Source organism: Planococcus maitriensis (assembly GCF_003289925.1).
Lineage (GTDB): Bacteria > Bacillota > Bacilli > Bacillales_A > Planococcaceae > Planococcus > Planococcus maitriensis.
This window is the reverse complement of record NZ_QLZQ01000002.1, coordinates 47,156-60,337: the sequence shown is the minus strand read 5'-3', so window position 1 is coordinate 60,337 and position 13,182 is coordinate 47,156. Positions and strand designations below refer to the sequence as shown.

Annotated in this window: 12 protein-coding genes; 10 read left to right on the top strand and 2 right to left on the bottom strand. The window is 47.0% G+C overall.

Going from position 1 to position 13,182, the window contains the following annotated elements; genetic code table 11:
* Positions 1–111 precede the first annotated feature (111 nt).
* Positions 112–882 carry a succinate dehydrogenase iron-sulfur subunit gene (sdhB, locus tag DP119_RS06655; protein ID WP_112232090.1) on the top strand — a complete coding sequence of 257 codons (771 nt, stop codon included), beginning with the start codon at positions 112–114 and terminating at the stop codon, positions 880–882.
* A gap of 55 nt (positions 883–937) precedes the next feature.
* Positions 938–1,180, top strand: a complete 243-nt coding sequence (locus DP119_RS06650; RefSeq protein ID WP_112232088.1) for a hypothetical protein — start codon at positions 938–940, stop codon at positions 1,178–1,180.
* A 66-nt stretch (positions 1,181–1,246) separates the two neighbouring features.
* On the opposite strand, the gene DP119_RS06645 is transcribed toward DP119_RS06650, so the two are convergent.
* Both DP119_RS06645 and DP119_RS06640 read right to left on the bottom strand, forming a co-directional pair.
* On the bottom strand, positions 1,247–3,106 hold the full coding sequence (locus DP119_RS06645; RefSeq protein WP_112232086.1) for a tetratricopeptide repeat protein: 1,860 nt from the start codon (positions 3,104–3,106) through the stop codon (positions 1,247–1,249).
* On the bottom strand, positions 3,103–3,528 hold the full coding sequence (locus DP119_RS06640) for a hemerythrin domain-containing protein (protein WP_112232084.1): 426 nt from the start codon (positions 3,526–3,528) through the stop codon (positions 3,103–3,105). The genes DP119_RS06645 and DP119_RS06640 overlap by 4 nt, the downstream gene beginning before the upstream one ends.
* A gap of 209 nt (positions 3,529–3,737) precedes the next feature.
* Here DP119_RS06640 and modA point away from each other — a divergent pair, with 209 nt between their 5' ends.
* The 8 genes from modA (at position 3,738) to DP119_RS06600 (ending at position 13,156) form a co-directional block, all read left to right on the top strand.
* Positions 3,738–4,502, top strand: coding sequence for a molybdate ABC transporter substrate-binding protein (gene modA / locus DP119_RS06635; protein ID WP_112232082.1), 765 nt, complete (start codon positions 3,738–3,740; stop codon positions 4,500–4,502).
* A 2-nt stretch (positions 4,503–4,504) separates the two neighbouring features.
* The gene (gene modB, locus DP119_RS06630) at positions 4,505–5,185 is read left to right on the top strand and encodes a molybdate ABC transporter permease subunit (RefSeq protein ID WP_112232080.1); all 681 of its coding nucleotides are present in this window, start codon (positions 4,505–4,507) and stop codon (positions 5,183–5,185) included.
* Positions 5,186–5,190: 5 nt separating this feature from the next.
* Positions 5,191–5,820, top strand: coding sequence for an ATP-binding cassette domain-containing protein (locus DP119_RS06625; protein WP_112232078.1), 630 nt, complete (start codon positions 5,191–5,193; stop codon positions 5,818–5,820).
* A gap of 338 nt (positions 5,821–6,158) precedes the next feature.
* Positions 6,159–9,833, top strand: coding sequence for a nitrate reductase subunit alpha (locus tag DP119_RS06620; protein ID WP_112232076.1), 3,675 nt, complete (start codon positions 6,159–6,161; stop codon positions 9,831–9,833).
* Entirely contained in the window at positions 9,823–11,409 is a 1,587-nt protein-coding gene (gene narH, locus DP119_RS06615; RefSeq protein ID WP_112232074.1) for a nitrate reductase subunit beta, read from the top strand. Before DP119_RS06620 ends, narH begins: the two co-directional genes overlap by 11 nt.
* Positions 11,402–11,965 carry a nitrate reductase molybdenum cofactor assembly chaperone gene (gene narJ / locus DP119_RS06610; protein ID WP_112232072.1) on the top strand — a complete coding sequence of 188 codons (564 nt, stop codon included), beginning with the start codon at positions 11,402–11,404 and terminating at the stop codon, positions 11,963–11,965. Before narH ends, narJ begins: the two co-directional genes overlap by 8 nt.
* Positions 11,962–12,651 carry a respiratory nitrate reductase subunit gamma gene (gene narI / locus DP119_RS06605; protein WP_112232070.1) on the top strand — a complete coding sequence of 230 codons (690 nt, stop codon included), beginning with the start codon at positions 11,962–11,964 and terminating at the stop codon, positions 12,649–12,651. The genes narJ and narI overlap by 4 nt, the downstream gene beginning before the upstream one ends.
* Positions 12,652–12,694: 43 nt before the next feature.
* Positions 12,695–13,156: a GAF domain-containing protein gene (locus DP119_RS06600; RefSeq protein ID WP_338066445.1), complete on the top strand. Its 462-nt coding sequence runs from the start codon at positions 12,695–12,697 to the stop codon at positions 13,154–13,156.
* Positions 13,157–13,182: the final 26 nt, after the last annotated feature.

Genomic DNA, 13,182 nt, shown 5'->3' with positions numbered 1-13,182 from the left:
AAGTAGACAACCAGTAAACAGTTAATTAAATTGAAATTTCTGATAATTAATGATAGTATTATAACACGCAATTTCGGTCAAAACATGAATGGTCAAGAAAGGATGGATGTAATGGGGGAACCTGCAAAAACCGTTGTTTTTGAAATTGAGCGGCGAGATCGACCAGAGGAAGATTCTTATTGGGAAAAATTTGAATTACCTTACCGCATGAACATGAACGTAATTTCTGCATTAATGGAAGTCCGGCGTAACCCGATCAATATAGATGGAGAAAGAACCACCCCGGTTTCATGGGATATGAATTGCCTAGAAGAAGTATGCGGCGCTTGTTCCATGGTCATCAACGGAAAGGCGCGTCAAGCTTGCACAGCCCTGGTCGATCAACTGGAGCAACCCATTCGCCTACAGCCGATGAAGAGCTTTCCTGTCGTCCGGGATCTGGTTATCGACCGCAGTTCCATGTTCGATACCTTAAAGAAACTAAAAGCCTGGATTCCTATCGATGGGACCCATGATTTAGGGGAAGGGCCCCGCATGCCCGAAAGGAAACGGCAATGGGCATACGAATTATCCAAATGCATGACCTGCGGTGTTTGTTTGGAAGTATGCCCGAACGTCAACGACAAAACTGACTATATCGGGGCAGCCCCGATTTCCCAGGTGCGATTAATGAATGCCCATCCGACTGGGGCCATGAATAGAGATGAAAGACTGAACCTGCTGATGGGCCCTGGAGGGATACAGGAATGCGGCATGGCACAAAACTGTGTGGAATCTTGCCCTAAAGGCATTCCATTGACGACCTCAATTTCATCCATGAATCGGGATACCACCATCCAGATGTTCCGCAACTTCTTCGGAAGCGACCGAATGGTGGATTAGTTTCAAAATCGATGGAAAGGGAATTCTTTATAAAACAGTTGTAGGAGGGCTTGAAATGGGAATTGACAACAAACCAGAAGAAAGATACACGAGCCGGAGTGAACGCGAAGAAATCGGACGCCGGACAAATGCAGGTTTTGCCAGGGTCGAACGGGTGGAAGTGGATGAAGGTGCCAACGATCTTCCAACAGGTGCTGTGGGAGAAAAGCTGTCGGAAGAAGAGATACGCCGTCGCGTCGGGGAAGGTAATTTTGAAACAGCCAAAGACGATCGGCAAAGCAATTCCATCAATAGTTAAGTCCCAAATGGAAAGACCCGGATCTCTCGAGAGATCCGGGTCTTTCCATTTGGGCTTTTTAACCCCTCACAATGTCGGGGCTAAAAATGTCCATATCAAGCGCGCTTCTTCGGGTGAGCGGGGCGTTATGGCCATTTTTTTCGGATAAGCTTCCGCGGCAGGGCGTTTGTCGATATATTTTTTTACGTAAGGATTTTGGTCCAAAGCTTTCATATACAGCTCTTGCGTGGATGGGGCGTGCAAATTTTTGCGGCGCTGTATGGACCACTTGAACCAAGCATAAAAAGCATTATCGGAGTAATCTTTTTCATAATGCTTGATCAAGCTTTCTGCTTGTTCAAACCTGTTTAACCCGATCAAGGAGGCAATAGCCAAATAACGAGCACCTTGATGGTCCCCTGAATTCAAATGCAGTAATTTCTCGAATTCCGTAAAGGCCTTTTCCAGCTTCTGTTGTTCGAAGTAATAGACACCCCGCGAAAAGACTGCCCGCAAAAACGGCCGGTTAGGAATGTATAACCATGAGATTTCCATTTCAGGTTCGTATGCTGATTGCCCATTCTCGACAGCTTCTTTTAATAATCTCTCTTTCGCCACAGGATCGTTTTGTGCTTCTGCTGCAAGCAGCAAACCATCCGCCAAACGGGGGTCAAGCTGTTGGATTTGTTTTATTTTTTCGATGGGCAACTTAAAGTTATTTTCTGCATAAAGCTCGTAAGCAAGAAGTTGCGCTTGTTCAGCCGCAGACTTCGGTTCATAAGCTTGTGTCCGATAGAATTCCATCTTGCGCTTTAATGCAGCTTCGCTAGCAATGCTGTCGTTTTTCAAATGCATGAAGATTTGCCAGTTTTGAGCTTCGGTGGCCTTTGGATTGGTGCCGACTTCAAACGCATACGCTGCCTCTTTTTCTTCATGTCCATCCGCAGTTTTATAGAAAAGCTGTAACTCTTCTGCAAAGGTATCGATTTCACCTTGAATTGCATCGAATGAATCCGCTATTTTTTCAAGTGGCCAAGAAAGTTTCAACAATTGCTGCTTGACTCCGAAATGCACTGCACCTGCAAGCGCATAGGGAGGCACTTGAGGGAGTTTGGCCAAATAGTGGAAGAATGTTTCCATCAGCACTTCGCTTTTTTCATCTTCTTCAATCAGGAATAGCTCTAGTTTCTTCACGGTCTCTATGACTTCAGTATCGAATTCCTGATTGGCGAGAAGCCCGCTACTGAACATTTGGTAAATGGCAATCATATTTTGGCGATAGAAATTCTCTGCTGTCTCCGCTTCAGAAGAACGCTGCATCTGCTTTAATTTTTCAACAGTCTCTGGTTTGACTTCTGCTGAAATCGTTACACTATTGAGCACCATCAGAAAATGGGAAGCTACACGATTGTCTGGCAAAAAGAAGCCGATCGCAAAGTTTCCGGATTCAACCGGAAAGGATTCATTAACATCTATTTCGTATTGTCTACCGGTCAAAACATCTTTCATCTGTGCGCGGTACTCTGTGATAGAAAGAACTTCCCCGACTATAAAAGCAGGATCCAGCCAATCGGCGAGAACTTTTCGGATGGTTGGACGCTGTTCTTTTTTCATATGCTGCTGAATAAAGTCATTCCATATCGCGACCTGTTCCGAAAAGAAATATACATCTCCGATTATGCTTCCCGACTTCTCTTCCCCGTATAGCGGGACGAGGAGATCTTCGGTTTTGTTTTTCCAGTCCAGTAAGCCTTTCTGTTGGGAAGGGCGGGGATGGTTCTCGAAAAACTCCCGCAGGATCGACTGCAGGATTTGATTCTGCTCCAACACGAAATATTTTCCGGACTCATCTTGACCGCAGCATTTTTTGTATTTCTTTCCGCTTTCGCAAGGGCAAGGGTCATTTCGGCCGATTATATTCCTTGTTTCGCTTGGGCTCTGTGTCATTGGCTCGGTTCCTCGAGCAATAGACGCTCTTCGTCACGGCTATGTATGGCGTTTACTACCAGAAGCGCATGGAATTGTTGCATGACTTCATAAGTTAAGCCTTTCTCTGTGAGCATCTCCTTTATATCCTTCGCGATGATGCGCAGCAAATCGTGGTCACGGCTTAATTTTTCGACCACTTCCTCAAGCCCGGGGTCCTTTTCGAGCATCTCTTGGTAAAACCCTTCCTCTTCTGCATCAGCATGGCTGATAATGCGGGTTTCCCAGTATTCCACTAAATGATCTGCCGCTTGTCGGGCCACTTCGAATTCTTTTGCTCTCAATAGATCTTCCATTTCTTCTGTTTTAGCGATTGCCCCCGATAAAGCACCTTCATGGATTGCATGATGGGCATGCAGTTGACGTAACGACGGTCCAGACATTTTGCTTCATCCTCTCTGATTTTTTCTCAGTATAGCATGGAAAAAAGCCGATTTTTTCGAGCTAGGGGCATTCCCTCACCGAAAGAGGGAAGTCCCTGATAGGTTTTCATTCCTATCCATTTTAAGCTTTTTAGAGAGAGTTGATCCTGGCATGTTGAGGGGTTTCTCTTAGCTAAAAAAATTACTTCCTTTATTGAAAGAGGCTGATTATGAAGAAAGCTATTTTGCTAATGACTATTGTATTGCTGGGAGCGTGCAGCGCTACATCGGCAGACCATCAGCCAGAACTCATGGTTTCGGCCGCAAGCAGCTTGTCTGGCGCCATGAGCGCGATAGAAACTGAATTTCACAATCGCCATCCCGAGATCAACGTGAGGTTTAATTACGGATCTTCCGGCAAGCTTCGGAATCAAATCCAACAGGGGGCGCCTGCTGATGTGTTTTTATCTGCCAGTGCCGAAGATATGAATCTTTTGTTGAAGGAAAGTTTTGTAGCAAAAGATACTATTGTTAATTTCGCTGAAAATCGCTTAGTGCTCGTTTCAGCAAAAACGATAGGAGAAACTGATTTACGGCAAGCGTTGGAAAACGCGACTTCGCGTATAGCCATTGGAGAGCCAGCTAGTGTGCCGGTTGGAACTTTTACAAAAAACGCCCTGTTGGACCTTGATCTCTGGGACATAATCGAAGATCAACTGATTTTCGCAAAAGATGCTAAACAGGTTTTGAGTTATGTGGAAAGCGGCAATGCCGAAATGGGATTTGTCTATTTATCAGATGCGCGAGTGTCGCAAAAGGTAGAAACACTGATTGACGTGCCGATGAGCGGCCAGGAGGTTTTTTATCCGGCGGGAATACTTGAAAAAACCGATAACCGGCAAGCCGCGGAATACTTTATATCGTTTCTTTTAAGTGAGGATGGACAGCAATTGCTGGAGGACTATGGCTTTGCGAATGTTGAAGGAGAGACGTGAAAATGCCCTATGATTTGTCCCCATTTGCTTTGTCGCTTCAAGTAGCCGCTATTTCCACATTCTTTGTTTTTTTCGCCAGCCTGATTCTGGCGCGCTTTATGGGTAACCGTGATTTTTGGGGTAAAAGCATGCTGGAAGCGCTAATTCTGTTGCCGCTTGTCTTGCCCCCAACTGTCATTGGTTTCGGTCTTATCTATTTATTTGGGCTCAATGGGCCACTTGGTTCTGTATTGGAAGAGTGGTTTGGACTCCAGATTGTCTTTACCTGGCTGGGAGCTGTCATTGCCTCGTTTATCGTCTCTTTGCCGTTGATGTACCAAAGCACGATGGCAGCTTTCGAAAAAGTTGATTCCCGCTGGGAAAATGTGGCCCGAACGATGGGGGTGTCCGAATGGCGGATATTCAGGACCATTACATTCCCGCTTTCCTGGCCAGGCATCTTTGCTGGTCTTGTCTTATCTTTTGCAAGGGGACTTGGGGAATTTGGCGCCACATTGATGATTGCCGGCTATATCCCTGGCCAAACAGAAACGATTCCGCTCGCCATCTATTTCGCCTACGAAGCAGGGAACATGGAAAAAGCTGCATTTTGGGTCGTCATCGTCACCTCTGTAGGGTTGGCTGCAATCTCTTGGCTCAATTATTGGAAGAAAAAGAGCAGCATTCGATTCGGGAGGGAGTGAACGATATGTTGGCCGCGGATTTCAGCAAAGGGCTCGAAAACTTTGATTTGAACATAAGCTTTACACTGGGTCACGAGATCATGGCTCTGACGGGGCCTTCAGGCTCCGGAAAAACGACCCTGCTCAATTGTATTGCCGGCATTGTACAGCCAGATCAAGGGGAAATCTCCTTGAACGGCCGCATATTTTATACTGAGGGTAAAAGACCTTTAAAGATCCAAAAACGGAAAGTGGGATACTTGTTTCAAGATTATGCCCTGTTTCCGCATTTCACTGCAGAACAGAATATCTTTTATAGCATGCAGGGAAAACGGGATAGCCCTATGCTGAAAGAGCTGATTCACATATTAGGAATCGAAGAAATCCTGGCTAAATATCCGCATCAGATTTCAGGCGGTGAAAAGCAGCGTGTGGCCTTAGCCAGGGCATTGGTTGCAAAGCCCGATATCCTGTTGTTGGATGAACCCTTTTCAGCCTTGGACGATGATACAAGGGACCGTTGCCATCATCAACTTTTGCGCATCCATGATCGTTGGCAGATCCCGGTCATTTTCGTGACTCATAGAAAGAGCGATGCGGAAAAACTAGCCCATCGAAGCCTCCGGATTGAGAGAGGTCAAATGGCAGAGCAATAGCACAAAGCAGTCAAAGAAAGCATCTTTTCGCGAGTTGAAGGATGCTTTCTTTGTTTTAATTGCCGATATTTTAGGCTCATGAATAATGGATAGGTGACAGAATAAACGTGAACTCTTGAATCATCATGATTCATTGCACAGGCTCTTGTGCCCCGCCATATCCCAGATAAGGGCTTTGGGCTGTGCCGGCATTCATGTGAACAAGGGTTTTCCAACCATTCAATAGGACTTTCCCTAATGGGAACCTGAACACAGGAAATCCATAATAAGGACATACGAATGAGATGGAATTGTTTCCCGCAATGTCTTTCATTCTGAAAAGGAGTGGTTATAAGCACATGAAGAAAAAATATGGTTTCAACTTTTTCAAACCAATTGAAAGTTATTCAGGAAGCTGGTCAATCCTTGAAGAAAAAAGCCGGGATTGGGAAAACATGTATCGTCAAAGATGGTCGCACGATAAAGTAGTCCGCACCACGCACGGCGTCAATTGTACCGGCTCATGCAGCTGGAAAGTCTTCGTGAAAAACGGAATCATTACATGGGAAAACCAGCAAATCGACTATCCTTCCTGCGGTCCAGATATGCCGGAATTTGAACCGCGCGGCTGTCCGAGGGGCGCTACTTTCTCATGGTATGAATACAGCCCATTGCGTGTGAAATATCCTTATATGCGAGGGCGGCTTTGGAGATTGTGGAAAGCGGCCCGAGCGAATCATGATAATCCGGTCGAAGCATGGGCGAGTATCGTCGAAGATCCGGAAAAAGCCCAGTTCTATAAATCTGCACGTGGCAAAGGCGGACATGTCCGGGTTAACTGGGAAGATGCACTGGAATTGATCGCTGCACAATTGATCTATACCATCCGGACATATGGGCCAGACCGAATTGCCGGATTCACGCCGATTCCAGCGATGTCGATGGTCAGTTATGCATCGGGCGCCCGGTTTATCTCGCTGCTCGGCGGACAGATGCTTAGCTTTTATGACTGGTACGCAGATTTGCCGCCCGCGTCTCCGCAAATCTGGGGCGAACAGACGGATGTGCCGGAATCTTCTGATTGGTACAACGCTGGTTACTTGATGATGTGGGGGTCAAACGTGCCGATGACACGGACGCCCGACGCTCATTTTATGACCGAAGTACGCTATAAAGGAACGAAAGTAGTCTCTGTAGCCCCTGACTTCGCGGAAAACGTCAAGTTCGCAGATAATTGGCTCGCTCCGAATCCAGGAACTGATGCCGCATTGGCACAGGCGATGACTCACGTTATATTGGACGAGTTTTACCAGAAGCGCCAGGAACCGATGTTCATCAATTACGCAAAACAATACACTGATATGCCTTTTATGATTTTATTGGATACTCATGAAGATACCTTAAAAGGGGGCCGATTCCTCCGGGCAAGCGATTTGGGGGACGTTTCCGAACACGCAGAGTGGAAACCGGTCATTTTTGACGAAGCGGCGGATCGTCTGATGGTACCGAACGGCACGATGGGCCAACGCTGGGAAGAAGATAAAAAATGGAATTTGATTTTGGAAAATGAAGATGGCACTCGCGTGGAACCTGCCTTGTCTGTAGAAGGACATCAGGAAGAATGGGTCGAAATTGCCTTCCCTTATTTCGACAATGCAGGAAATGGCGTATTCAAACGGACAATTCCAGCTAAAAAAGTGAAATTGGCGGATGGAACAGAACGCTATGCTTCCACTGTATATGACTTGATGATGAGCCAATACGGTGTGGCTCGTGTTGACAGCCCGTTGAACGCTAAAGATTATTACGACGAAGAGTCTCATTACACACCTGCATGGCAGGAAAAAATCACTTCTGTCAAAGCTTCCGTAGTGATACAGATAGCGCGTGAATTTGCGCAAAACTCACTGGATACAGATGGCCGTTCAATGATTATCATGGGTGCCGGGATTAACCACTGGTTCAACAGCGATACGATCTATCGTGCCATTTTGAACCTCGTAGTCCTGACAGCCTCGCAAGGTGTCAATGGAGGCGGCTGGGCGCATTATGTCGGACAGGAAAAATGCCGGCCGATCGAAGGCTGGTCCACTATCGCTTTTGCAAAAGATTGGCAAGGTCCTGCAAGGCTGCAGAATGCCACATCTTTCTTCTATTTTGCGACTGAACAATGGAGATATGAAGAAAGCGGCACTGACAGCTTGAAGTCTGCACTCAGCGGAGAGGTCAGCTATCAGCATCCCGCTGATTACAATGTTCTCGCAGCGCGCCTCGGCTGGTTGCCGTCGTATCCGCAGTTTGAAAAAAACAGTTTGCTGTTCGCAGAAGAAGCAGCAGAACAAGGCAAGAAGTCTAATAAAGAAATCATTGACCATGCAGTCGAACAAGTCACTTCCAGGGAAACCAAGTTTTCTGTAGAAGACCCGGGCGCGCCGGAAAACTTTCCCCGTTCACTGTTCATTTGGCGTTCAAACCTGATCTCCAGCTCGGCAAAAGGCCAGGAATATTTCATGAAGCATTTACTCGGAGCTTCAGACGGTTTGCTCGCGGAACCGAATGTCGAGGAAAAACCCGAAGAAATCGTTTGGCGTGAAGACGTGGAAGGGAAACTCGACCTTATGGTGGCTCTGGATTTCCGCATGACGTCGACGCCGCTTTATGCAGATATTGTGTTGCCGGCTGCTACATGGTATGAAAAAACCGACTTGTCATCAACGGATATGCATCCATTCGTTCACCCGTTCAACCCGGCAGTTAACCCGCTATGGGAATCACGATCTGATTGGGATATCTATAGCAAGCTCGCCGAGAAGTTTTCGGAGATGGCAAAAACCCATTTGCCTGGTGTCTACAAAGACGTCGTCACGACACCGCTGGCACATGACACAAAAAGCGAGATTTCCCAGCCGATGGGTGTCGTGAAAGACTGGACGAAAGGGGAAATCGACGCTGAGCCCGGCAAAACCATGCCAAACTTCAGCATAGTCGAGCGGGATTATACAAAAATCCATGACAAATACATTTCTCTCGGGCCTAACTTGGTGGTCGGGAAGACCGGAGCGCACGGCGTGAGCTTCTCGGTTGCCGATGAATACGAAGAGCTGAAACACATCAATGGCACGTTTTTCGATGAGTCCATCAAAAATGGCTTGCCAAAAATCCAAACGGCCCGACAGGTAGCGGACGCCATGCTCAACTTGTCATCTGCTACCAATGGAAGGGTTTCCCAGAAAGCTTATGCGGAAGCGGAAAAAGATACAGGTGTCGAATTAAAAGATATCTCTGCCGACCGGGCAGCTGAAAAAATCACGTTCCAAAGCATCACTGTCCAGCCGAGGGAAGTCATTCCGACACCGGTATTCAGCGGGTCCAATAAAATGGGCCGACGGTATTCACCGTTCACCACCAATATTGAAAGGCTCGTACCTTTCCGGACATTGACCGGCAGACAGCATTTCTATATTGACCATGAGATTTTCCAGCAATATGGTGAAGCACTGCCCATCTATAAACCAACATTGCCGCCAATGGTGTTTGGCAACAATGACCAAAAAATTAAAGGCGGGGTAGACTCGCTCGTACTGCGCTATTTAACGCCTCATGGCAAATGGAATATCCACTCCACTTACCAGGACAACCAGCACATGTTGACTTTATTCCGTGGCGGCCCAACGGTGTGGATCAATAACGAAGATGCTGCCGCCCATGACATCAATGACAACGATTGGCTGGAAGTTTACAACCGTAACGGTGTCGTCACTGCCCGTGCGGTCGTCAGCCATCGCATGCCGAGGGGCACGATGTTCATGTATCACGCCCAAGACAAGCATATCAACGTACCCGGCTCCGAGATTACCGACACTCGCGGGGGCAGCCATAACGCCCCTACACGAATCCATATGAAACCGACGCAGATGGTTGGGGGATACGCCCAACTCAGCTATGGCTTCAATTATTACGGACCGATCGGCAACCAGCGGGATGTTTATGTAGCTGTGCGGAAAATGAAGGAGGTCAATTGGCTTGAAAATTAAAGCGCAAGTAGCAATGGTAATGAATCTGGACAAATGCATCGGCTGCCATACGTGCAGCGTGACATGCAAAACGACTTGGACGAACCGAAAAGGCGCGGAATACATGTGGTTCAATAATGTGGAAACCAAGCCAGGCATCGGCTATCCAAAGCGCTGGGAAGACCAGGAACTCTATAAAGGGGGATGGCAGCTCCGAAAAGGCAAACTCGAGCTGAAATCAGGAAACAAACTTTCGAAAGTGGCGCTTGGGAAGATTTTCTACAATCCGGATATGCCTGAAATGAAAGATTATTATGAGCCGTGGACCTATAATTACGAGCATTTGACCAATGCCGGGGAATCGGAACATTCACCGGTCGCCCGGGCTCATTCGGCCATTACCGGTGAAAAGATGGATCTCGATTGGGGACCGAACTGGGAAGACGATTTAGCTGGTGCCCATATTACCGGCCCGCTCGACCCCAATATCCAAAAAATCGAAGAAGAGATTAAATTCAATTTCGAAAAATCATTCATGATCTACTTGCCGCGCTTGTGTGAACATTGCTTAAATCCGAGCTGTGTGGCCTCTTGCCCTTCAGGAGCCATCTACAAAAGAGAAGAAGACGGCATCGTTCTCGTGGACCAGGAAGCATGCCGCGGCTGGCGGTATTGCATGACCGGCTGCCCATATAAAAAAGTCTACTTCAACTGGCAGACCAATAAAGCAGAGAAATGTACATTCTGTTTCCCGCGGATTGAATCCGGCTTGCCGACAGTCTGTTCAGAAACATGTACAGGGCGCATTCGTTACTTGGGCGTTCTCCTGTACGATGCCGATCGTGTCCTGGAAGTGGCTTCCACGCCCGATGAAAAAGATCTGTACAAAGCGCAATGTGATTTATTCATCGACCCATTCGATCCCGAAATGATCGCCCAAGCTAAAAAAGACGGAATATCGGAGGATTGGATTGAAGCTGCACAAAATTCGCCTGTTTATAAACTGGCGATCGAGCATCAATTAGCGTTCCCGCTTCACCCGGAATACCGCACATTGCCGATGGTCTGGTATGTCCCGCCCCTCAGCCCGATCATGAATTATTTTGAAGGGAAAGATTCGATTAAAAATCCGGATATGATTTTCCCGGCAATCGAAGAAATGCGGACACCGATTCAGTACCTAGCGAATATGTTGACTGCCGGAGACACGGAAACGGTAAAAAAATCACTTCAACGAATGGCGATGATGCGCTCTTATATGCGTGCTTTGTCTTCAGGGAAAGAGTTCGATAATAGCCGACTAGAACGTGTCGGCATGACACCGCATCAAACTGAGCAGATGTACCGGTTACTTGCCATTGCAAAATATGAAGATCGGTTTGTCATTCCAAGCACCCACCGGGAAGGGCGCGTCAATCCCTACCGCGCACAAGGAATGGAAGGCTATGACAGCGGCGGCATGGGCGGTTGGGGAACCGAGTCAGGCGGAGCATGCGATGGTTGTGGGCCAGCAAGCCCAAGCCCTACCGGCACTGCGACGAAATCCGGAAAAGAAATTTATGAAGAGAACTTCTACGGGGGGATTTGGCGTGATTAATCTGGAGCGGTTATACCATTACAAAGAATCTTTCGGTTTCTTTACCCATCATCTCACTTATCCCGAGAAATTGGATTTTCATCCATCGATGATCGAAGAATCGTTTGCAAGCGACCATCCGGCTTACTGCCATGTCCAAAATTATTGGGGCTTGATGCACGATTATAGCTTGGATGAAATACAGGAAATGTATACCGATACCTTCGACTTCCAAAAAGACTGCACGCTGTTCATGACGTATTTCAAATTTGAGGATGCCAAAGAACGCGGGCAGATGCTGGCAAAACTGAAAGTTCTTTATGAAATGTTCGGGCTGGAGATGCCCGAATCCGAGCTGTCGGATTTCTTGCCGCTCATGTGCGAATTTCTTTACGCTGCAGAATGGTTGGGGGATCCACGCTCTGAACAAAGCTTCAGCATGCTGATTGCCGTTCTCGAAGATGGCACCTTCCACTTGCTGCAATCATTGAAAAAACATGAAAGTCCATATTTCCATTTGGTGAAAGGCTTACGGGAAACCTTCAAAGCCTGTATCGAGCAGGAGGTCCAAGCATGAATGCACTTAACCAAGTCTTGTGGGTGATTTTTCCTTATTTATGTATAGCTGTCTTCATTTTCGGCCATATTTACCGTTACCGGGTCGACAAATTCAGCTGGACGGCAAAATCGAGTGAGTTTATCGAAAAGAAACAATTGATGATCGGCAGCTTATTGTTCCACCTGGGCATCATTCCGGTAATTTTCGGTCACATCGGTGGCTTGGCGGTCCCCAAGTCATGGATGCAAGCAGTGGGAGTTAACGACCATCTCTACCATATCGGGGCCATTTATATCGGCGGCTTTTTCGGCTTCGTCACTTTAGTGGGCATGTTCTTGCTGACGTTTCGCCGCTTTTCCAAGAAAAGCGTGCGCCAACTGAGCTCATTTTCCGACCTCGCCGTCAATACCTTGCTGCTTTTTATCGTTATTATGGGAATGTATGCCACAGTCGTCACCAATGCAGTACAGCCTGATTTTGATTACCGCACGACCATTTCCGTCTGGTTCCGCGGTTTGTTCTTCTTGAATCCAAATCCAGCATTGATGACCGCAGTGCCTTTGTCTTTCCAAATCCATGTCCTTACCGGATTTGCCATTTTCGCTTTCTGGCCGTTTACCCGCCTTGTGCATGTTTGGAGTGTCCCGTTGAATTATGTGGGTAGAAGTTATATTCTATACAGAAGACATAAACCAACAAATTGAAAGAGAGGAGAAATCCTCTTTTTCTTTTTAACTAGGAGATTGAATGATGAAAAACAATGCCGACCATGAAACCCAACTACAACAGTTTCAGGTAGAACATAATTTTGACTTTGTTGCCATTGCACTTGTCGAGCCAGCGGAAAATCAGTACGTCTTGAAATGGAAATATACATCCGGAAATTTAAGCAATCGGATCAAAAAAGTGGTGCTCCATTCCGGAAAAGGCATTGCGGGAACGGTTTTCAAAACCGGGAAACCTTTAATGATTAAAAACCGCAGTGAATTCGAGCAACGTGAAGATCTGTTTAACTATCCAATTCTGGTATTCGAGAATCTCAGAAGCATGGGCGCTGTGCCGATCTGGCATAATGGCAGGGTTGCTGGCGTATTATTGGGCGGCTATCGGGAAGCTGATAGAATGTCGGATGAAAAGCTTCAAATCTTAATTCAGACAGCGGCCAAAGGGATCGGGAATCTGGACGGAAAGGAATTGATGCTGAATTGATGCCGGCGAATAAAGATCTCCGACTT

Bases quoted from the DNA above. Each gene is read 5' to 3' on its own strand.
- sdhB (WP_112232090.1), top strand. From the start codon at position 112: ATGGGGGAACCTGCAAAAACCGTTGTTTTTGAAATTGAGCGGCGAGAT.
- DP119_RS06650 (WP_112232088.1), top strand. From the start codon at position 938: ATGGGAATTGACAACAAACCAGAAGAAAGATACACGAGCCGGAGTGAA.
- DP119_RS06645 (WP_112232086.1), bottom strand. From the start codon at position 3,106: ATGACACAGAGCCCAAGCGAAACAAGGAATATAATCGGCCGAAATGAC.
- DP119_RS06640 (WP_112232084.1), bottom strand. From the start codon at position 3,528: ATGTCTGGACCGTCGTTACGTCAACTGCATGCCCATCATGCAATCCAT.
- modA (WP_112232082.1), top strand. From the start codon at position 3,738: ATGAAGAAAGCTATTTTGCTAATGACTATTGTATTGCTGGGAGCGTGC.
- modB (WP_112232080.1), top strand. From the start codon at position 4,505: ATGCCCTATGATTTGTCCCCATTTGCTTTGTCGCTTCAAGTAGCCGCT.
- DP119_RS06625 (WP_112232078.1), top strand. From the start codon at position 5,191: ATGTTGGCCGCGGATTTCAGCAAAGGGCTCGAAAACTTTGATTTGAAC.
- DP119_RS06620 (WP_112232076.1), top strand. From the start codon at position 6,159: ATGAAGAAAAAATATGGTTTCAACTTTTTCAAACCAATTGAAAGTTAT.
- narI (WP_112232070.1), top strand. From the start codon at position 11,962: ATGAATGCACTTAACCAAGTCTTGTGGGTGATTTTTCCTTATTTATGT.
- DP119_RS06600 (WP_338066445.1), top strand. From the start codon at position 12,695: ATGATGAAAAACAATGCCGACCATGAAACCCAACTACAACAGTTTCAG.